The sequence below is a fragment of the Streptomyces rhizoryzae genome (assembly GCF_023155275.1).
Lineage (GTDB): Bacteria > Actinomycetota > Actinomycetes > Streptomycetales > Streptomycetaceae > Streptomyces > Streptomyces rhizoryzae.
This window is the reverse complement of sequence record NZ_JALMUV010000048.1, coordinates 24,163-44,240: the sequence shown is the minus strand read 5'-3', so window position 1 is coordinate 44,240 and position 20,078 is coordinate 24,163. Positions and strand designations below refer to the sequence as shown.

The window sequence follows — 20,078 nt, the reverse complement described above, 5'->3', positions numbered from 1 at the left end:
GCCCGTCGCGCCGGCCGGCGTTACCGGTGCCGCTAGCGGGTGTCCCGCATCAGCCGGGAACCGAACCAGTCGTCCTCGTCCCGGACGCCGGGCAGGACGAAGAAGTAGCCGCCGCCCTCGGGGGTGATGAAGCGGGCCAGCGGTTCGTGCCGGAGCCGGCGCTGCACGGTGGCGAACTGCCGCTCCACGTTCTGCTGGTAGCCGCAGAAGACCAGCCCGAGGTTCATCCGGCCGTGCCGGTCGTAGCCCTGGTCGTAGTTGTAGCTGCGGCGCAGGAAACGGGACCGGTCGGTGTGCGGGGTGCGCGGGTTGGCGAGCCGGATGTGCGCGTCCAGGGGGATGGTCCGGCCGTCGGGGTCGTGGCGGTAGTCCGGCGCGTCGTTCTCCCGCTCGCGGCCCAGCGGCGCGCCGCTGGCCTTGTGCCGCCCGAAGATCCGCTCCTGGCGGGTCACCGGCACCCGGTCCCAGGATTCGGTGTGGAAGCGGATCAGCCGCAGCACCTGGTAGCTGCCGCCCTCGGCCCACTCCGGCTCGCCGCACGGCGGAGTCACCCAGATCAGCCGGTCCCGCTCCCGCGCCGAGGCGGTGTCGGGGTTGACGATGCCGTCCTTGAAGCCGAGGAAGTTCCGCGGCGACCCCGAGGGCCGGGACGGGTTCATGAACGCGTCCATCCGCCACCGCGGCCGGACCATCCCGTGCGTCGCCCGGCCCAGGTCGCGCAGCACGTGCACGATCGCGTCCGGGTGCTCCGCGCAGACCTGGACCGAGAGGTCGCCGTGGCAGCGCGCCGGCTCCAGCCGGTCGTCGGGGAACGCCGGCATCGCCTTCAGGTGCCGCGGCTTGTGCCCGGCCAGCCCGAACCGGTCGTCGAAGAGGGACGCCCCCAGCCCCACCGTGACGGTCAGCGAGTCCGGGGTCCGCGGCTCCGCGGCCGTCCGCTCGTCCCGCGGCTTCACCCCGGCGGACAGCACCCGGCACCGCTCGGTCAGCGTCTTGAGCAGCCGGGTCAGGTCCGCCCGGTCCTGCCCCAGCACGTCGAACGCGGCGAAGCCGGCGAAGAGCTGCTGCGGGGTGAGGATGCCGGCCTGGTGGCGGCCGTGGAACGGCACCCGGTCCGGCGGCAGCTCCCGGCCGTCCGCCGAGCGGCCCGCGGCGCGGTCCCCGGACGGCGGGCCCACCGGGGCGGCCACCGCCTCGCCGGCCGCCGCCGCACCGGTCGCGGCCGCCCCCGCGATCCCGGCCGCGTACTTCAGGAAGTCCCGCCGTCCGTCGTCCCGGGCCGGGTCCCGCCCGTCGGTCCGCTCACATCTCATCGCCCGCCATCCCCACTGCGTCATCCGCCGCCGGTGTCCGTGCACGTACTGCGCGCGATCCTCGCCGCCGGCCCGGCGGCCGCCGGGAACAACACGGCCGGGCCCGCCGAAATCACGCCTGGGGTGGCCGCCCGGCCGCCGAACGGCGCAGGCCCCCGCGCCGCCGCGCCGGCCGCCTCCTAGCGTCGGCCAGGTGACCACCGAGGAGCCCGTACCGGTCCCGCTGCGCATCGTCCGGGGCCACGCCGAACCGGAGGAGCTGGCGGCGCTCACCGTCATCCTGCTCGGCCGGCTCGCCCTGGCCCGGGCGGCGGCCGGCGACGGCGCGACGGCCGGCGACGGCGGCGCGGCCCCCGGCGGCAACGGGCTCACCGATCGCCAGCTGGACCACCACCGCGTCCGGTGCGCCTGCTGGGCCGGCTGCTGGACCTGCGGCTGACCCCCCGGTCGCCACCCCCTGAGCTGCTCGTTCGCCCACGTCGTCACACAGGCTTCACACGGCCGCAACACTCGGCCGCCCGCGCGCGGGACCCCGTCGAGTAGGGTCCTGACCAGCGCGGACAGCGAGTCGAGGAGGCCGTTTCGGTGGCGGAACGTCAGGTGTCGGGTGAGGCCGTCGGGGACGGCGCGCCCGAGGTGCGGGCGCAGGAGCGCCGACTGCGGCGGGACCTGGGGTTCTGGGGGCTGACCGGGATCGGCTTCTCCAACATCGTCGGCTCCGGCTGGCTGTTCGCGGCGATGTACGCGGCCCAGACCGCCGGGCCCGCCGCGCTGCTGTCCTGGGTGGGCGCGGGCCTGCTGTGCGGGCTGGTCGCCCTGGTCATGATCGAGCTGGGCGCGTCCCGGCCGGAGGGCGGCGGTACCGTCCGCTGGCCGCTGTTCGCCAACGGCCGGCTGGTCGGCACCCTCGTCGGCTGGTCGGTGCTGCTGTCCGTCGGCGGCACCGCCGCCGAGATCAGCGCGATCATGCAGTACACCGCGCACTACCTCCCGGGCCTCTACAACGGCCACACCCTCACCCTGGCCGGGCTGGGCCTGGCCATCGGGCTGAGCGTGCTGCTGACCGCGCTGAACTGGTTCGCGGTCCGGCTCTTCGCCCGCCTGAACAACCTGGTCTCGATCTTCAAGATCGCCGTGCCGGTCGCCACCGTGCTCGCCCTGATCGCCTCCGGCTGGCACAGCGGCCGCCTCACCGACCACGGCGGCTTCGCCCCGTACGGCTACGTCGCCTGCCTGACCGCGCTGGCCGGCGGCGGCATCGTCTACTCCGTCAACGGCTTCCAGGCCCCGCTGGACTTCTCCGGTGAGACCCGCACCCCGCGCCGCACCCTGCCCTGGGCCGTCCTGGCCGGGATCGGCCTGGCCGTCCTGATGTACCTGGCGCTCCAGGTGGCCTACCTCTTCACCGTCCCCGAGCACCTGCTGGGTGGCGGCTGGAAGGGTGTCTCCTTCGAATCGCCGTTCGGGCAGCTGGCGCTCATCCTCAACCTGCACTGGCTGTCCAGCCTGCTCTACGCCGACGCGGTCCTCTCACCGGGCGGCTCGGCCTACGTGGGCGTGGCCATCGACGCCCGCCACACCTACGCCCTCGCCAAGAACGGCACCATCCCGCGCTACTTCATGAAGGTCGACGAGGGCTCCGGCATGCCGCGCCGGGCACTGGTGATCAACCTCGTGGTGATCGTGCTGTTCCTGCTGCCGTTCGGCGGCTGGCAGGACATCGTCAGCGTGATGGGCGACATGTACCTGCTGGTCTACGCCGCGTCCGCGGTCGCCGTCGCGGTCTTCCGCACCGAGGAGGGCGGCGGTACGGCCGGCTGGGTACCGGGGCTGCGCTGGATCGCGCCGCTGAGCTTCGTGGTGGCCAGCGAGTTCATCTACTGGTCGGGCTGGCACGACCTGCGGCTGGCGCTGCCGCTGGTCCTGGCCGGGGTGGCGCTCTTCCTGGTCATGCGGCGGCCCGGCGCCGGGGCCGCCGCCCGCGACGGTGCCGGACCGCGCCGCCCGCTGGCCGCCGAACTGCGCACCGGCGCCTGGCTGGTGGTCCACCTCCTCGCGCTCACCGCGCTGTCCTGGCTGGGCACCTTCAAGGGCTCCGGCCGGCTGCCCGCCCCGTACGACTCGCTGGCGGTGGCCGCCGTGGCGCTGGCGGTGTTCTTCTGGGCCGTGCGGTCCGGCGCCGCCCAGCTGGCCGCGGCCCGGCGGCCCGCCGTCTGAACGGCGGCCCGCCCCCGCGCCGGACGGCCGCCAAGCGGAGGCCGGGCCGCCGAAATATGATGAACGCATGCTGCGGCGTCGTCCCCCGCGGCCGGCGAGCGCCGACGACCTGCTCACCACGCTCGGGCAGCTGACCGCCCAGGCGCGCGCGAGCGCGGAACTCCAGCGGGCCCGGGTCGAGCTGGCCGAGGTCCTCCAGCGCGAGATGCTGCCGGCCTCCCTCCCCGACATCCCCGGCCTGCGCACCGCCGCCCGCTATGCACCGGCCCGGCACGGCCTCGCCATCGGCGGCGACTGGTACGACGGCTTCCCGCTGCCGGACGGCTCGCTGGCCTTCTCCGTCGGCGACGTCCAGGGCCACGACGTCGAGGCCGCCGCCTTCATGGGGCAGATCCGGATCGGGCTGCGGGCCGTCGCCGCCCACGCCCCGGACCCCGGCGAGGTGCTCAGCCGCGCCAACGACCTGCTGCTCTCCATCGACTGCGAACTCTTCGCCACCTGCACCTTCGTCCGCTACGACCCGGCGACCCGGGAGCTGGCCAGCGCCCGCGCCGGGCACGTCCCCGGCGTCTGGGCCACCACCGACCGCCGCTGGGGCCTGGCCGAGGACCCCGGCGGCCTCCCGCTGGGCGTCCTGCCCGGGCAGGGCTACCCGGTCACCCGCCGCCGGCTCACCGCGGCGGGTACGTTCGTGCTGCTCACCGACGGGGTCGTCGAGGGCCCCTCGTTCCCGATCGAAGCCGGGCTGGCGCAGGTGGCCCGCGTGGTCAGCGCCCGGGCCGGGGCCGACCCCGCCGAGACCGCCGGGGCGGTGATGGGCGTCGCCGAGCTGACCGGGCACACCGACGACGCCGCGGTGATCGTGCTGCGCCACGGCGCGGACGGGGCCGGGGCCGGGGCCGGGTGAAGCAGGCGGCCGGGCGCGCGTGTCGCGTCCGGTGCCCGGCCGCCGGCGTTGTCTGATGGCAGACGTGGTGGGCACCGGGGACATCCGTCGGGCCGCTCCGGCGGTCCTCCTGGGGAACCTCGTACTCGCCGCCGTCTACTACGGGGCCGCGAAGGTCGGCCTGCTGGAGCAGGTGGTGGTCGCGGGTGCGGTGGTCAGCCCCCTGTGGCCGCCCACCGGGATCGCGCTGAGCTTCCTGCTCCTGCTGGGCCTGCGGATGTGGCCGGGCATCGCGCTCGGCACCCTGCTGGTCATCTCCACCCTCACCCGCCTCGACCTGGCCGGCATCGGTGTGATCGCCGGCAACACCCTCGCGCCGGTGTGCGCCTGCGTGATGCTGCGGCGGGCCGGGTTCCGCCCCGAACTGGACCGGCTGCGCGACGGGGTGGCGCTGGTCGCCCTCGGCGCGTTCGCCGCGATGGTGATCAGCGCGACGCTGGGCAGCGGCACCCAGGTGCTCACCGGGGCGCTGCCGGCCGCCGACTTCTGGCGCACCTGGGCGTCCTGGTGGGCGGGGGACGCGATGGGCGTCCTGGTGGTCACCCCGCTGCTGCTCGCCCTGCGGACGGCGCAGCCGCCGCGGGCCATCCCGCTCTACCGGTGGGCGGAGGCGGCCGCGCTGCTGGCCGCCACGGTGGGGATGTCGCTGCTGGTCACCCGGACCACGCTGGCCGTGCTGTTCCTCGTCTTCCCGCTGATCGTGTGGGCGGCGCTGCGGTTCCAGCTGATCGGGGCGGCGCCCTGCGTCCTGGTGATCTCGGTCTTCGCGATCAGCGCGGCCACCGGCCGGTACGGCCCGTTCACCGGCCACAGCCTGCTGGAGGCGATGGTCAACCTCCAGGCCCTCAACGCCTCCGCCGCGCTCACCGCGCTGCTGCTGTCGGCGATCGTCACCGAGCAGAACGCCATCCGGCACCGCGTCGAGCAGGCGTGCCAGGAGCTCGCCGAGGTGGTGGACCGGCTCGCGCCGGGGGAGCGGCGGCGCGCCTGGCCACCGGAGGGCTGACCGGCCGCGGGCCCGCCGCGCCGCGCGCTCAGCCGCCCAGCAGCTCGCCCAGGTCGTAGCCCACCGGCTCCTCCAGCTGGGCATAGGTGCAGCTCTCCGGCGTGCGGTCGGGCCGCCAGCGGCGGAACTGCGCGGTGTGCCGGAACCGGCTGCCCTCCATGTGGTCGTAGCCCACCTCGCACACCCGCTCCGGGCGCAGCGGCACCCAGGACAGGTCCTTGCCGCCGCTCCAGCGGCTCGGCCCGCCCGGCATCCGGCGGGCGGTGTGCGCCGCCTCGTCGGCCCAGCCGGCCCAGGGGTGGCCGGCCGCCTCCGCCATCCGCAGCGGCGCCAGCTCCTCGACCAGCGCCCGCCGCCGGGCCATCGGGAACGACGCGCAGACCCCGACGTGCTGGAGGTGCCCTGCGGTGTCGTGCAGGCCCAGCAGGAGCGAGCCGACCACCGGCCCGCTCTTGTGCAGCCGGTAGCCGGCGACCACGCAGTCCGCGGTGCGGGCGTGCTTGACCTTGAACATCGCGCGGTCGCCGGGCCGGTAGGGCAGGTGCGGCGGTTTGGCGATCACGCCGTCCAGCCCGGCCCCCTCGAACTGCGCGAACCACCGCTCGGCGACGTCCCGGTCGGTGGTGGCGGGCGCGGTGTGCACCGGCGGCCGGGCCGGCCGCAGCACCTCCACCAGCGCCCGGCGGCGCTCGGACTGCCCAGCGGCCAGCAGCGCGGTGTCGTCCAGCGCCAGCAGGTCGAAGGCGACGAGCGAGGCCGGCGTGCGGGCGGCCAGCGTCCGGACCCGGGAGTCGGCCGGGTGGATGCGCTCCAGGAGCTCCTCGAAGTGCAGCCGCCCGTCGTGCGCGATGACGATCTCGCCGTCCAGCACGCAGCGCGCCGGCAGCTCGGTGCGCACCGCCGCCACCACCTCGGGGAAGTAGCGGCTGAGCGACTTGGCGGTGCGGCTGGCGAGCTCCACCTCGTCGCCGTCCCGGAACACGATGACGCGGAAACCGTCCCACTTGGCCTCGTACTGCATACCGTCGGGGATCTCGGCCACCGGCTTGGCGAGCATGGGGGAGACCGGGGGCATCACGGGCAGGTCCATGCTCCCGATCCTGCGGGTCGCGGCCTTTTCCCGCGCGCCGGGCGCCCGGGGCCGGCCGGACGCCCGGCGCGCGGCGCCACCGGGCGGAACCTAGCGTGGAGGCATGGCCGGAGCACGGGCGGTGGAACTGGACGTCGCGGGGCGCGCGGTACGCGTGACGAACCCGGACAAGACCTACTATCCCGAGCGCGGCTTCACCAAGCTCGACGTGGCCCGCTACTACGTGGCGGTGGCCGACGGGGTGCTGCGCGGGCTGCGCGACCGGCCGACGACCATGCAGCGGTTCCCGGACGGCGTCGAGGGCGAGTTCTTCTACCAGAAGCGGGCGCCGAAGGGGCTGCCGGACTGGGTGCCCACCGCCCGGATCACCTTCCCCAGCGGCCGGTTCGCCGACGAGATGTGCCCCACCGAACCGGCCGCGGTGGTCTGGGCGGCCAACCTGGGCTGCCTGACCTTCCACCCCTGGCCGGTCCGCCGCACCGACACCGAGCACCCCGACGAGCTGCGCCTGGACCTCGACCCGCAGCCCGGCACCGGCTTCGCCGAGGCCGTCCGGGTCGCCCGCGAACTGCGCGGGCTGCTGGCCGAGCACGGGCTGCGCGGCTGGCCGAAGACCTCCGGCGGCCGCGGGGTGCACGTCTACGTGCCGATCCGCCCGGACTGGACGTTCACCGAGGTGCGGCGGGCCGCGATCGCGGTGGCCCGGGCCATGGAGCGGCGGCTGCCGCGGCTGGTGACCTCGGCGTGGTGGAAGGAGGAGCGCGGCCGGAAGGTCTTCGTGGACTACAACCAGATGGCCCGCGACCGCACCATCGCCTCGCCCTACTCGCTGCGCGCCCGCCCGCGCGCCACCGTCTCCACCCCGCTGCGCTGGGAGGAGCTGCCCGCGGCCGAACCGGAGGACTTCGACCTGCGGACCGTCCCGGCCCGGTTCGCCGAGCTCGGGGACGTCCACGCGGAGATGGCCGGGCACGCCTTCGGGCTGGAGTCGCTGCTGGAGCTGGCCGACCGGCAGGCCGCGGACGACGGGCTGGGCGATCTGCCCTATCCGCCGGACCACCCGAAGATGCCCGGCGAGCCGGCCCGGGTCCAGCCCAGCCGGGCCCGTAAGCGCTGACGTCCCCCTCGGCCCGCGGACGGCGCCGATCGGGGCAATTGCGGGAGCCGTTGGAGTGGACGCGCGCCGCGCCTGCGGAGAAACGGACACCGCGAGGTACCCATCCCGTGTCCGATTTCCTGCCAACCAGGAGAAACGCAATGCGCAAGTACATAGGCCGTTCCCTGGCCACCGCGGCGCTCGCCGCCGCCACCGTCGTACCGCTCGCCGGTATGGCCGAGGCCGCCCCGCAGGGCCAGTCCGTCGCGGTGAGCGACGACCACGGCCGTGGTCACGGCCGCCACCACGGCCACCACCGCCACCACGGCCACCACGGCCACCACGGCCGTAACTTCGGCCACCACCGGCACGACGAGTGCGGCGGCTTCTTCGGTTTCGGCGGTGGCCGTGAGGGCTTCGGCGGCCGTGAGGGCTTCGGCGGCGAAGGTTTCGGCGGCCGCGAAGGTTTCGGCCACGAGGGCCGGGGCCACCATGGCAACTTCGGCAACTTCGGCCGGGAGGGCTGCGAGGGCCGCGAGTTCGGGCTGCTCGGGCGCCTCTTCCACGGCCTGTTCGGTTGGTGGTTCTGACCGGACGCGACACGGCGGGCCGCCGCAGTGCAGTACTGCGGCGGCCCGCCGCTGCCGGTGCCGGTGCCGGTGCCGCCGACGGCACCGGCACCGGCACGGCTCAGACCGCGGCGCCCGACTCCTCGGCGCGGCGCCGGAGCTCCTTCTTGTCCGGCTTGCCCGCGTCGGTCAGCGGCAGCGCGTCGGTGAAGGTGATCCGGGCCGGCTCGTACATCGCGCCGCGTACCTCGCGCACCATCGCCCGCAGCCGGTCCGCGTCCACGTCACCGCCGGGGGTGCGGACCACCGTCGCGTGCACCCGCTCCATCCGGTCGGCGTCGCGGACGCCGTAGACCGCGCTCTGGAGTACCTGCGGGTGCGAGTTCAGCAGGTCCTCCAGCTCGGTGGTGTACACGTGGCCGCCGACCACGACGATCATGTCCTTGAGCCGGTCGACGATGGTCAGGTAGCCCTCCTCGTCGAGGAACCCGACGTCGCCGGTGTGCAGCCAGCCGTCGCGCAGCACCTCGGCGGTCAGCTCCGGCTGCTTCCAGTAGCCCTGCATGATCATGCGGGAGCGGACGCAGATCTCGCCGTGCTCGCCGGGCGGCAGGTCGCGGCCGTCGGCGCCGCGGATCGCCACCTCCACGTGGGGCAGCACCTTGCCCGCCGAACGCAGCCGCTCGGGGCGCTCGGGGTCGTGGTCCTCCGGGGTGAGCACGCTGATGCCGCCGGCCTCGTTCTGGCCGTAGCCCTGCACCAGCACCTGGCCGAACGCCCGTACCGCGTCCGCCAGTCGGGCCGGGGACGCCTGGCAGCCGCCGTAGGTGACCATGCGCAGGCTGGAGGTGTCGGTGGCCGGCCGGTCCGGGTGATCCATCAGCTGGTACAGCAGCGGCGGCAGCAGGAACAGCGCGGTGATCCGCTCGCGTTCGATGGTGGCGAGGGCCTCCGCGGGGTCGAAGTCGTCGTGCAGGACGACGGTGCCGCCGGAGTACAGGACGGTGTCGGCCATGTAGCCGGCCGCGTGGGCGAGGGTGGTGCAGACCAGCTGGCGGTGCACCACCTCCTCGAACTCCGGGAGCACGCCCTGGAACCAGCGGACCTGCTCGAAGGAGGTGCAGATGCCCTTGGGGTGGCCGGTGGTGCCACCGGTGTGGCGGATGGTGCAGATGTCCTCGGGCCGGGCGGAGGTGGCCAGCGGTGCGTCGCTCTGGCCGGCCGCCAGCTCCAGCAGATCGGTGCCCAGCTTCGCCGGACCCAGCACCAGAATGTCCGGAACGGGAGCCAACTCGGCCAGTTCCGCGGCCCGTTCGCCGAGCCGGGGGTCGACGATCAGGGCGCGGGTCTCCACGTCGCGGACGATCGCGGCCTGGGACTCGGCGGAGAGCTTGTTGTACAGGTGGTTGACCCGGGCGCCGACGAGGTTGGCGGCGTAGCGGGCGGCGAGGGTCTCGGGGAGGTTGCCGCTCAGCAGGGTGACGGTGGCACCGCGCTCGACGCCGCGTTCGCGCAGCGCCCGGGCCATCCGCAGCACCAGCGACCGGAACTCGCCGGCGGTGACCCGGCGGCCCTGGTGGACCAGGGCCTCGCGGCCCGGATCGCGGTTAAGTGCGTCAAGGTTCTCCTCCACGTATGTGCGGAACGGCTGGTCGGATATGGGCATCGAGGGCTTCCTCCTGACCCCGGCGGCGTAGGGGGTACGCCGGTGGCGCGGTAATCGAATATTGGTTGCCTCCAGCAACTATTATCAGGGTAGTCCCAAGAGATCGACATCTCCAAGTCGGGAGCACAAGGGCGGGCGTTGTCCCGCCATCCGGGGCGGGTCCGGAGCAATGGATCAATATCGCCAACCCGGTCGCCCGTGCGGGGAGCAGCTGCCCATAATGATCCATCCGGTACGGCCCGCCCCTGGTGAACCCCCTCTGCCTGCGGGTCCGTCCGGTGTCGAGAGATGATGGAGGGCAGCGGCAGCACGGCACCGACCAGGCCGTGCACGGAGCGCCACGGCTGTCGGTCTGACGACGACCGGCGGAAGGAGTGCCTGGATGGGTGCGACCGACGCGTTCCCCGAGAGTGCTGCCGGTGCCGGAGCAGGGCCGGCGCAGGCCGGCGGCCTGCTCGACGTCCTTGGCGTGGCCGCGGTCATGCTCGACGCCGAGGGCCGGATCGCGCTGTGGAGCCCGCAGGCCGAGGAGCTCTTCGGGTGGCGGGCCGAGGAGGCGCTGGGCCGGCCCGCCGTCCGGCTGCTGGTCCACCCCGAGCACGTCGATCTCGTCCTGCGGCTGTTCGCCGAGGTCATGGCCGGCGGCGAGAGCTGGGCCGGGGTCTTCCCGATCCGGCACAAGGACGGCAGCACCCGCCTGGTCGAGTTCCGCAACATGCGCCTCCAGGACGAGCACGGTGCCAGCTACGCGCTGGGCATCGCCACCGACCAGGCGGTGCTGCGCGAGGTCGAGCGGGACCTGGCGCTCTCGGTGCGGCTGGTGGCCCAGTCGCCGATCGGGCTCGCCGTGCTCGACACCGACCTGCGGTTCGTCATGGTCAATCCGGCGCTGGAGCGGATCAACCAGCTGCCCGCCGAGCGGCACATCGGCCGGCACGTCCGGCAGGCCCTGTCGTTCCTGGACACCGAGGCCATAGAGGGCCGGATGCGGGAGGTGCTGGCCACCGGCCGGCCGCTGCTGGACGACTTCTCCGTCGGCCGCACCGCCGCCCACCCCGACACCGACCAGGCGTGGTCGGTCTCGTACTACCGCCTGGAGGACGCCAAGGGCCGGGTGCTGGGCCTGGCCACCTCGGTCGTGGACGTCACCGAGCAGCACCGGGCGGCGGCCGAGGCGGCCCGCGCCCGGCGCCGGCTGGCGGTGATCGCGGACGCCTCGGCCGCCGTCGGCACCACCCTCGACGTCGGCCGGACCGCGCAGGAGCTGGCCGACGTCATCGTGCCCGAGCTGGCCGACCTGGCCGCCGTCGACGTGCTCGACGCGATCCTGGAGGGCCGCCGGCCCGCCCCGGCCGGCCGCGGCGGCCCGGCGCGCTTCCGGGCGCTGGCGGTGGCCGCGGCCGGCCGGACGCCCGCCGTACGGGCCGCCGACCCCACCGGGCAGCTCGCCGCCTACGAGACCGAGCGGCTGATCACCCGCTGCGTCACCGAGGGCCGCCCGGTGCTGGTGTGCGACGTCGGCCCGGACGACCTGCGGCACATCGCCGCCGACCCGCAGGGCGCGGAGCTGCTGCGGACGTCCGGACTGCACTCCTATCTGGCGGTGCCGCTGATCGCCCGCGGCGAGGTGCTGGGCGCGCTCTCCCTCTACCGGCTGGACAACCCGCTGCCGTTCGACGAGGACGACGTGGTGCTCGCCGTGGAACTGGCCGCCCGGGCGGCGGTCTGCATCGACAACGCCCGCTCGTACCAGAGCGAGCGGCGCACCGCGCTCACCCTCCAGCGCCACCTGATGAACCACCGGCCGCCGCGGCCCGACGGCATGGACATCGCCTACCGCTACCAGCCCGCGCAGGCGGCCAGCGAGGTCGGCGGCGACTGGTTCGACGTGATCCCGGTCCCCGGCGGCCGGACCGCGCTGGTCGTCGGCGACGTGATGGGCAGCGGCCTCAACGCGGCGGCCACGATGGGGCAGTTGCGCACCACCACCCGTGCCCTGGCCGACCTCGACCTGGCGCCCGACGAGCTCCTGCGCCACCTCGACCACATCGCCGGCGGCCTCGACCCGGCCTTCGCGACCTGCCTCTACGCCGTGCACGACCCGGCGCGCGCGGAGTGCCGGATCGCGGTCGCCGGCCACCTCCCGCCGGTCGTGGTCCGGCCCGGCCGGCCGCCGGAGCTGCTGGACCTGCCCACCGGCGCGCCGCTGGGGGTGGGCGGCGTCGGCGACGTGGCGTTCGAGCAGACCGCAGTGGAGCTGCGGCCCGGGGATCAGCTGGTGCTCTACACCGACGGGCTCATCGAGACCCGCGACGAGGCCATCGACACCCGGCTGGACCGCTTCCTGGCATTGCTCGCCGAGCCCGAGCGGCCGCTGGAGGAGCTGTGCGACCGCCTGCTGGCCGAGCTGCGGCACGGCAACGACCACGATGACGTGGCGCTGCTGATCGCCCGTATCCGGGCCCCCGAGGACTGAGCCCCGGGCTCGGCGGCCGCCGCCGCGGAAATTCGCCGCGCACCGGTGCGGAAGAATCCGCAGAGCGTCAACCACCCGCGAAATCCGCGGAGATCACGCGGGAAAGACGTGGATAAGCCCGCCGCCTGGATCATCGGCTGCGGATTTCGTTGCCACAGGGTCTTAATGAACTCTTGACGGGAAGGGTCCGCGGAGGTTGTATTCCGGTCACCGCAGCGGCCCCGCACTGCCGGCGCGACCGCTCGACCGGCACGCACCCCGTGACCGTGCCGCCTCCCTGCCCTCCTGCACCGATGGGACACGGATGACCGATATGCCCACCACGCCAGTCGCCACCGCACCCGCGGTCGCACCGACCCGGGTCGCGACACCGGCGGACAGTCCCAAACTCACCCGGTCGATCGGTGTGGTCGGCGGCACCCTGCTCACCCTGTCCTGTCTGACCCCGGCGTCCTCGCTGTTCGTGATCGTGCCGGACTCGTTCGCCACCCTGGGCACCGGGACGGCGCTGACCATCGCGATCGCCGCGGTGCTCTGCATCGGCGTCGCCTTCACCTACTCCGAACTGGGCACCCTGATCCCCAGCTCCGGCGGTGAGTACGCGATGGTCGGCACCCTGATGGGCCGGCTCGCCGGTTGGCTGGTTTTCATCCTCTCGCTGATCGTTGTCATGATCGTGCCGCCCATCATCGCGCTGGGCACCGCCGACTACCTCGCGCCGATCGTCCACCTGGACAAGCAGCTGACCGCCGCCGCGGTGATGCTGCTGGCCACCGCCATGGGCCTGCTCGACCTGCGCGCCAACGCCTGGATCACCGGCATCTTCCTGGTCCTGGAAGTCGTGGCCGCCGCGGTCGTGGCGTTCCTCGGCTTCACGCACACCCACCGCTCCGCCGCCACCCTCGTCCACCCGGTGATGGACAGCGGCCACGGCACCGGCACCGCGGTCACCGGCGGGCTGATCATCACCGGGCTCGCCACCGCGCTCTTCATCCTCCAGGGCTTCTCCACCGCGGTGTACCTCGCCGAGGAGATGGAGAACCCGCGGCGCAACGTCTCCCGCACGGTGCTGTGGACGCTCGCCATCGGCGCCGCCGTCGTCCTCGTCCCGGTCGTCGCCATCACCCTCGGCGCCCCCGACCTGAAGACCCTCGCGGCCGGGGACGTGGCCGGCATGGTGCAGAGCTGGAGCAACTCCGCGATCGGCACCTTCGTCAGCCTCTGCATCGCCCTGGCGATCATCAACGCGGCGATCGTGATGGTGATCCAGAACTCCCGGGTGGTCTTCTCCTCCGCCCGCGACGGCGCCTGGCCGACGCCGGTCAACCGGATCTTCTCACACGTCGGCAAGCGCTTCGGCTCCCCCTGGGCGGCCACCCTCGCGGTCGGCGTCCCCGGCGCCGGGCTCTGCTTCGCCACCCTGGACACCCTCAACGAGGTCACCGGGGTCGCGGTCGCCGGCATGTACGTCTTCGTGGCGCTCGGGGCGCTGGTCTCGCGCCGCGGTGAGCACAAGCACCGGCTCGCCTGGCGGATGCCGCTGTGGCCGGTGGTCCCCGCGCTGCTGATCGTCGTCCTGGCCTGGGTGCTCTGCCAGCAGAGCACCAAGAGCCTGCTGATCACCGGCGGGGTGGTGGCGGTGGCCGCCGTCTACTGGGCGGTCTACCTCCGCCCGCGGCAGGCCACCCACTGGGTCATCTCGGTCCCCGAGGACGAACTCCCCGCGGCCGCCGCACCGGTTCCGGACCTGACGTAAGCCGGCGCCTACCGGCCCTCCGGCCGGGCCAGCGCCAGCGCGTCCAGCAGCAGGCACACGTGGTCGACGGCGTCCCGCCCGGCGGGGCCGTCGGCCGCGTCCGCGTCGTCCAGCAGCCCGGCGGTGCCCCGCAGCAGCGCCAGCAGCCCGGCGCTCGCCGGCGCCGCCGGGTCCGCGGCGGCCAGGGCGGAGCGGATCTGCTCGCCGCCGAGCGGCAGCCCGCTCTCCAGGAAGCGGAAGAGCACACCGGCCAGCCGCCGGTCGGCGTCGTTCGGCCGCCACACACCGCGTGCGTGGTGGTCGATGAGCACGGCCGCCCCGGCCCGGATCTCCTCTGCTGCAACATGCATGCCCACGAACGTCTCATACGCGCCCGGCGGCCCCCGGAACGCCTCCTTCCGCCCGACCGCCGCCCCCGCCCCCGGCCCGACTCCCCGGTAACCACCACTGACCAGGGATGTTGACCGGCGCCCCGGCACCGCCCGGCGGCCGGGCCGCCGGTCCGCAACCGTCCGGGGCTGTGGCAAGAGTTACACGCGCCCGACCGGGGAACGCACACCCGTAGCCGGGAAACCTACCGACAGGTTTTACTGGCGCTGCGTACTGCGCGCGGTCCGCCCCCCCGTGCCGCTGCGCTGCGCAGTGCGCGGCTCGCCCACCGTATGCGGGAGGTGTAGAAAGAGGACATGGCCGGACGCTACGGCCGCCCGCGTTCGGTTCTGAGGATGCGAACTGTCGCAGGCCAGGTCTTTCTCCTCCAGGTCGCGATCGTGGTCCTGCTCGTCGCCGCCGCCCTCGTGTCCCTGGTGCTCCAGTCCCGGACCGACTCCGAACGCGAGGCCCGGAACCGCTCGGTCGCCGTCGCCCAGACCTTCGCCAACGGGCCGGGCCTGGCGGCCGACCTGAGGAGCCCGGACCCCACCGCCGTGCTCCAGCCGCGGGCGGAGGCCGCCCGCAAGGGCTCCGGGGTCGACTTCATCGTCGTGATGAACACCCGCGGCATCCGCTACACCCACCCGCTCCCGGACCGCATCGGCAAGAAGTTCGTCGGCGACATCGCCCCCGCGCTGGCCGGCGGGGTGGCCACCGAGAAGATCACCGGCACGATCGGCCCGCTCGTCCAGGCCGTGGTGCCGGTCTTCGGCCCCGGCGGCCGCGTCGTCGGCCTGGTCTCGGCCGGCGTCACCCTCAGCAAGGTCAGCGGCGTCGTCGACGACCAGTTCCCGCTGATCTTCGGCTCCGCGGCCGGCGTCCTGCTGCTCACCACCGGCGGCACCGCCCTGGTCAGCCGCCGGCTGCGGCGCCAGACCCACGGCCTCGGCCCGGCCGAGATGACCCGGATGTACGAGCACCACGACGCGGTGCTGCACGCGGTCCGCGAAGGCGTGCTCATCGTCCGCGGTGACGGGCGGCTGGTGCTCGCCAACGACGAGGCGCGGCGGCTGCTCGGCCTGCCCGCCGACGTCGAGGGCCGTCCGGTCGCCGCGCTGGGCCTGGACCCGGCCACCGCCGCGCTGCTGGAGTCCGGCCGGGCCGTCACCGACGAGGTGCACCCGGTCGGCGACCGGCTGCTGGCCGTCAACCAGCGCCCCACCGACCGCGCCGGCGGCCCGCCCGGCAGCGTCACCACGCTCCGCGACACCACCGAACTCCGCGCCCTGACCGGCCGCGCCGACGTCGCCCGCGGCCGGCTGCGGCTGCTCTACGACGCCGGCGCCGAGATCGGCACCACCCTCGACGTGATCCGCACCTGCCAGGAGCTGGCGCGGTTCGGCGCCGAGCGGTTCAGCGACCTGGTCACCGTGGACCTCGCCGAGTCGGTGCTGCGCGGCGAGGAGCCCACCGCCGGGGGCCCGGTCCTGGAGCTGCGCCGCACCGCCGTCGGCGGCGAGCTGCCCGACGGATCGCTCTACCCCGTCGGCGAGCCGGTCCGCTTCCCGCCGGTCACCGTGCTCGGCACCCGCCTGTCGGCCGGCGAACCGGTCCTGGAGCCCGACCTCGCCGCGTCCACCGGCTGGCAGCTCCAGGACCCCGAGCGGGCCCGGCGGATCATCGAGCACGGCATCCATTCGCTGATCGCGGTGCCGCTGCGGGCCCGCGGGGCCATCCTCGGCGTCGCCCTCTTCTGGCGCTCGGCCACCCCCGAGCCGTTCGACGAGGAGGACCTCTCGCTCGCCGAGGAGCTGGTCGCCCGGGCCGCGGTGAGCATCGACAACGCCCGCCGCTACACCCGCGAGCACACCATGGCGGTCACCCTCCAGCGCAGCCTGCTGCCGCGGGCGCTGCCCGACCAGGACGCCGTCGAGGCCGCCTTCCGCTACCTGCCGGCCCAGGCCGGGCTCGGCGGACTGGGCGGGGTCGGCGGCGACTGGTTCGACATCATCCCGCTGCCCGGCGCCCGGGTCGCCCTCGTCGTGGGCGACGTGGTCGGCCACGGCCTGCACGCCGCCGCCACCATGGGCCGGCTGCGCACCGCCGTCCACAACTTCGCCAACCTCGACGTCCCGCCCGACGAACTGCTCTGGCACCTGGACGAACTGGTCGCCCGGATCGACCAGGACGAGGGCGCGGAGTCCACCGGCGACGGCGCCAAGGCCCCGGTGACCGGCGCCACCTGCCTCTACGTCATCTACGACCCGGTCACCGGAGCCTGCACCATGGCCCGCGCCGGACACGTCCAGCCGCTGCTGCTGCGCCCGGACGGCGGCGCGGAGTTCGTCGAGGTGCCCGGCGGCCCGCCACTCGGCCTGGGCGGGATGCCCTTCGACACCTGCCGGCTGGACCTGCCCGAGGGCAGCCGCCTGGTCCTCTACACCGACGGGCTGGTCGAGGACCGCGCCCGCGGGATCGACGAGGGCATGGCCGTACTGCACCGCACCCTCGGCGACCACCCCGCCCGGACGCCGGAGGAGACCTGCGAGGCGGCGCTCGGCGCCCTGCTGCCGGACCGCCCGGCCGACGACATCGCGCTGCTGGTCGCCCGCACCCGCCGGCTGGACCCGGCCCGCATCGCCGACTGGGAAGTCGCCGCCGACCCCACCGCGGTGGCCCAGATCCGCGCCGCCGCGGTCCGCAAACTCATCGAATGGGGGCTGGCGGACGAGGCGTTCACCACCGAGCTGATCCTCAGCGAACTGGTCACCAACGCCATCCGCTACGCCGCCGGCCCGATCGGCGTCCGGCTGATCCACGACCGCTCGCTGATCTGCGAGGTCGCCGACCGCAGCAGCACCTCCCCGCACCTGCGGCACGCCGCCACCACCGACGAGGGCGGGCGCGGGCTCTTCCTGATCGCCCAGCTGGCCGAGCGCTGGGGCACCCGCTACACCGGCGACGGCAAGGTGATCTGGACCGAGCAGGCGCTGCCCGACGGGGCCCCGCGGACGGCCGGTCCCGGAAGCCCCTGACCTGCGGCCGACCGGCTGCTACCCTCCCTTGCGCCCGCCCCGCCGCACTGCGCGCGGCGGGCAACAGCCGTGCCCGCGGCGGCACTTCGGACGACGGTGACCGCGGCCGCGGCGCTCCGCACCGCGCGGCCGGCTCCCGCGCCGCGCCCCTTCCGAAAGGTGATCGATGACCGACGCCCCACCGCCCGCGGCGGTCCCGGCCAAACGCTGGGTCTATGTCATCCCGGTCGCCGCCATCATGTACATGCTGGCGTACCTGGACCGGAACAACGTCTCGGTGGTCCTGCCCTACATGCACGGCGACCTGGACCTCTCCAACGCCGACAAGGGGCTGGCCGGCGGCATCTTCTTCCTCGGCTACGTCTTCCTCCAGATCCCGGCGGCGGTCCTCGCCCAGCGCTGGAGCGCCCGGAAGACCGTGCTGATCCTCATGGTCGCCTGGGGCCTGTCCGCGGTGCTCTCCGGACTGGTGCAGACCCGGGGCCAGTTCTACGCCGCGCGGTTCGTGCTGGGCTTCTTCGAGGGCGGGGTCTGGCCGGCCGTGCTGATCCTGCTCGCCTCGTGGTTCCCGCTCCGCGAACGGGCCCGCGCCAACGCCCTGTGGATGGCCTGCCTGCCGCTGTCCTCGGTGCTGATGGCGCCGCTGTCCGGCTGGATGCTCGACCACGCCAGCTGGCGCTGGGTGCTGGTCCTCCAGGGCCTGCCGCCGCTGCTGTGGGCCGTGGTCTGGTGGTTCACGGTCGCCGACCGCCCGGCCCGGGCCCGCTGGATATCCCCGGCCGAGGCCGCCCACCTGGAGTCGGCGCTGGCCGCCGACGAGGCCGCCAAGCCCGCGGCGGCCGGCGGCTCCTACCGCGCCGCGGTCCGCCAGCGGTCCGTCCTGGTCCTGATCGGCGTCTACTTCTTCTGGGTCACCGGCTTCTACGGCTTCAGCCTGTGGCTCCCGTCCGTCATCAAGGAGCTGACCCACGACGGCTCCGCCACGGAGGTCGGGCTGCTGACCGCGGTCCCGTTCGCCGTCGCGCTGGCCGCGATGATCGGCAACGCGGCCTGGTCGGACCGCACCGGGAACCAGCGGTGGGCGGTCGCCGTCCCGCTGGCCGTCGGCATCGCCTCCCTGCTGCTGGGCCAGGTGGTGCACGGCGCGCTGCCCCGGATGGTGCTGCTGTGCGTCACCGCCGCCGCGGTCTACGCGCCCTACGGCCCCTTCTGGGCGATCCCCGGCCGGCTGCTGCGCTTCGAGGTGGTGGCCGTGGCGATGGGGCTGATCAACGCGCTGGGCAACCTCGGCGGCTTCGCCGGCCCGTACCTGGTGGGGTGGCTGACCGACACCACGGGCACCAGCCTGACCGGTTTCGCGGTGCTGGCCGGCTTCCTGGCGGTGGCGGTCATTCTGGTGACGCTCGGGTTGCGTCCGCAGCCGCGGTTGCCGCGGCCGGAGCCCGGACCGGTCCCGGGCGCCGCGGCCAACTCGGCCGCCCCGTCCGGGAGTTGAGGGCGGGGCGGCTCGGAGGTGCGGCGTCCGGGCCGTCCGCCGGCCGGCGGGGACCCACACGATTGGCGGTAAGGCAGGTTTTAATAGCTTTCGCCAGGGTGATTCCTGAAAAGGTCGATATCCCCCCTCGATACTCCTGAGGAGCAGACATGCGCATCCGCGCCGCGATCGCAGCCAGCGCTCTGGCCACCACCATCGTCCTGGGTGGAGCGAGTGCCGCACTCGCCGGTGGCAAGCACCACCACGACCACTACGGCAAGGGCTGGTTCGGTGGCTGCTCGCTCTCCGCGGCCGTCCTCGAAGGCAACCCGATCTTCAGTGAGGGCTGCGGCAAGGGCGGCTACGAGCACGGCAGAATGCACCACCACCGCCGGTGAGCGGGCGGGCGTAGCTTCTGTGACGTAATCGGACACCCGGCAGCGGGTGCCGGCCGGGATCCCCGCCTCCGGGTGGCCCGGCGCCGGCACCCGCTGCTTCGCGTGCGGACCCCGGGGCGCCCGCGGGCCGCCGGGCCGGTCAGGCGCCGGGCGAGGGGCGGTGCGGGGGGATCTCGGGCAGGGCGTGCAGGGCCAGCAGGCCGCGGACGAAGCCCTCGCGGTCGGCGGCCGGGAGCCGGGCGAGCAACTCCTCCTCGCCGCGCTGGATGTCGGACCGGACGGCGTCCCGCAGCCGCCGCCCCTCGGGGGTGAGGGAGAGCAGCCGGACCCGCCGGTCGCCGGGGTCGGGGCGGCGGCTGATCAGACCGCGCTCCGCCAGGTCGTCCAGGACCGGGATGATCCGGGTCTTGTCCGCCCGGATCGCCTCGGCCAGGGCCGCCTGGGTGCGGAACGGGGTCTCGCCGAGGCGCAGCAGCACCGCGTACCCCCACATCGTCACGCCGTGCGCGTCGAGCACCGGCCGCTCGGCGTCCATCAGTGCCCGGCCCAGGGGCACCAGCATGGCGGCCAGGTCGGGGCGGGCCGCCGGCGGCCCTGGGGTCGGGGTGTCCCGGTCTGCTGCGTTCTCGGCCATGGACAGGAAAATACCCGTTGACAAATCGTA

Annotated in this window: 16 protein-coding genes; 11 read left to right on the top strand and 5 right to left on the bottom strand. The window is 74.4% G+C overall.

Translation table 11 applies throughout. The annotated features are described in order from the left end of the window. Positions 1–32: 32 nt before the first annotated feature. Positions 33–1,313, bottom strand: coding sequence for an iron uptake transporter deferrochelatase/peroxidase subunit (gene efeB, locus MUU72_RS29305; protein ID WP_248016436.1), 1,281 nt, complete (start codon positions 1,311–1,313; stop codon positions 33–35). 193 nt (positions 1,314–1,506) lie between these two features. On the opposite strand from efeB, the gene MUU72_RS29300 reads away from it, so the two are divergent. The 4 genes from MUU72_RS29300 to MUU72_RS29285 all read left to right on the top strand — a co-directional run bounded on the left by MUU72_RS29300 (position 1,507) and on the right by MUU72_RS29285 (position 5,482). Next, the gene (locus MUU72_RS29300) at positions 1,507–1,752 is read left to right on the top strand and encodes an acyl-CoA carboxylase subunit epsilon (protein WP_248016435.1); all 246 of its coding nucleotides are present in this window, start codon (positions 1,507–1,509) and stop codon (positions 1,750–1,752) included. 218 nt (positions 1,753–1,970) lie between these two features. Next, positions 1,971–3,530 carry an APC family permease gene (locus tag MUU72_RS29295; RefSeq protein ID WP_248016451.1) on the top strand — a complete coding sequence of 520 codons (1,560 nt, stop codon included), beginning with the start codon at positions 1,971–1,973 and terminating at the stop codon, positions 3,528–3,530. Positions 3,531–3,597: 67 nt separating this feature from the next. Next, on the top strand, positions 3,598–4,437 hold the full coding sequence (locus MUU72_RS29290) for a PP2C family protein-serine/threonine phosphatase (protein ID WP_248016434.1): 840 nt from the start codon (positions 3,598–3,600) through the stop codon (positions 4,435–4,437). A 55-nt stretch (positions 4,438–4,492) separates the two neighbouring features. Next, on the top strand, positions 4,493–5,482 hold the full coding sequence (locus tag MUU72_RS29285) for an MASE1 domain-containing protein (protein ID WP_248016433.1): 990 nt from the start codon (positions 4,493–4,495) through the stop codon (positions 5,480–5,482). Positions 5,483–5,510: 28 nt separating this feature from the next. Here the strand turns inward: MUU72_RS29285 and MUU72_RS29280 are convergent, their stop codons facing one another. Then, positions 5,511–6,572, bottom strand: coding sequence for an ATP-dependent DNA ligase (locus MUU72_RS29280; protein ID WP_248016432.1), 1,062 nt, complete (start codon positions 6,570–6,572; stop codon positions 5,511–5,513). Between the two features lie 103 nt (positions 6,573–6,675). Between MUU72_RS29280 and ligD the strand changes: the two genes are divergently transcribed. Then, positions 6,676–7,689: a non-homologous end-joining DNA ligase gene (ligD, locus tag MUU72_RS29275; RefSeq protein ID WP_248016431.1), complete on the top strand. Its 1,014-nt coding sequence runs from the start codon at positions 6,676–6,678 to the stop codon at positions 7,687–7,689. Between the two features lie 140 nt (positions 7,690–7,829). Next, the gene (locus MUU72_RS29270; protein ID WP_248016430.1) at positions 7,830–8,258 is read left to right on the top strand and encodes a hypothetical protein; all 429 of its coding nucleotides are present in this window, start codon (positions 7,830–7,832) and stop codon (positions 8,256–8,258) included. Between the two features lie 100 nt (positions 8,259–8,358). Here MUU72_RS29270 and MUU72_RS29265 read toward each other — a convergent pair whose 3' ends face one another. Then, positions 8,359–9,903 carry an AMP-binding protein gene (locus tag MUU72_RS29265; RefSeq protein WP_248016429.1) on the bottom strand — a complete coding sequence of 515 codons (1,545 nt, stop codon included), beginning with the start codon at positions 9,901–9,903 and terminating at the stop codon, positions 8,359–8,361. Between the two features lie 382 nt (positions 9,904–10,285). On the opposite strand from MUU72_RS29265, the gene MUU72_RS29260 reads away from it, so the two are divergent. Together MUU72_RS29260 and MUU72_RS29255 are read left to right on the top strand one after the other, a co-directional pair. Continuing rightward, on the top strand, positions 10,286–12,379 hold the full coding sequence (locus tag MUU72_RS29260) for a SpoIIE family protein phosphatase (protein ID WP_248016428.1): 2,094 nt from the start codon (positions 10,286–10,288) through the stop codon (positions 12,377–12,379). Positions 12,380–12,683: 304 nt separating this feature from the next. Continuing rightward, positions 12,684–14,135 carry an APC family permease gene (locus MUU72_RS29255; protein WP_372503271.1) on the top strand — a complete coding sequence of 484 codons (1,452 nt, stop codon included), beginning with the start codon at positions 12,684–12,686 and terminating at the stop codon, positions 14,133–14,135. Between the two features lie 8 nt (positions 14,136–14,143). Here the strand turns inward: MUU72_RS29255 and MUU72_RS29250 are convergent, their stop codons facing one another. Beyond that, positions 14,144–14,485: a hypothetical protein gene (locus MUU72_RS29250; RefSeq protein WP_248016426.1), complete on the bottom strand. Its 342-nt coding sequence runs from the start codon at positions 14,483–14,485 to the stop codon at positions 14,144–14,146. A gap of 336 nt (positions 14,486–14,821) precedes the next feature. Here MUU72_RS29250 and MUU72_RS29245 point away from each other — a divergent pair, with 336 nt between their 5' ends. From MUU72_RS29245 to MUU72_RS29235, 3 genes are all read left to right on the top strand, one after another. After that, positions 14,822–17,542, top strand: coding sequence for a SpoIIE family protein phosphatase (locus MUU72_RS29245; RefSeq protein ID WP_248016425.1), 2,721 nt, complete (start codon positions 14,822–14,824; stop codon positions 17,540–17,542). A gap of 166 nt (positions 17,543–17,708) precedes the next feature. Continuing rightward, positions 17,709–19,037: an MFS transporter gene (locus MUU72_RS29240; RefSeq protein ID WP_248016424.1), complete on the top strand. Its 1,329-nt coding sequence runs from the start codon at positions 17,709–17,711 to the stop codon at positions 19,035–19,037. Positions 19,038–19,186: 149 nt separating this feature from the next. Continuing rightward, entirely contained in the window at positions 19,187–19,414 is a 228-nt protein-coding gene (locus MUU72_RS29235) for a hypothetical protein (protein WP_248016423.1), read from the top strand. Positions 19,415–19,553: 139 nt separating this feature from the next. Here the strand turns inward: MUU72_RS29235 and MUU72_RS29230 are convergent, their stop codons facing one another. After that, a complete protein-coding gene (locus tag MUU72_RS29230) occupies positions 19,554–20,048 on the bottom strand; it encodes a MarR family winged helix-turn-helix transcriptional regulator (RefSeq protein ID WP_248016422.1) in 495 nt (164 codons plus the stop codon). Positions 20,049–20,078: the final 30 nt, after the last annotated feature.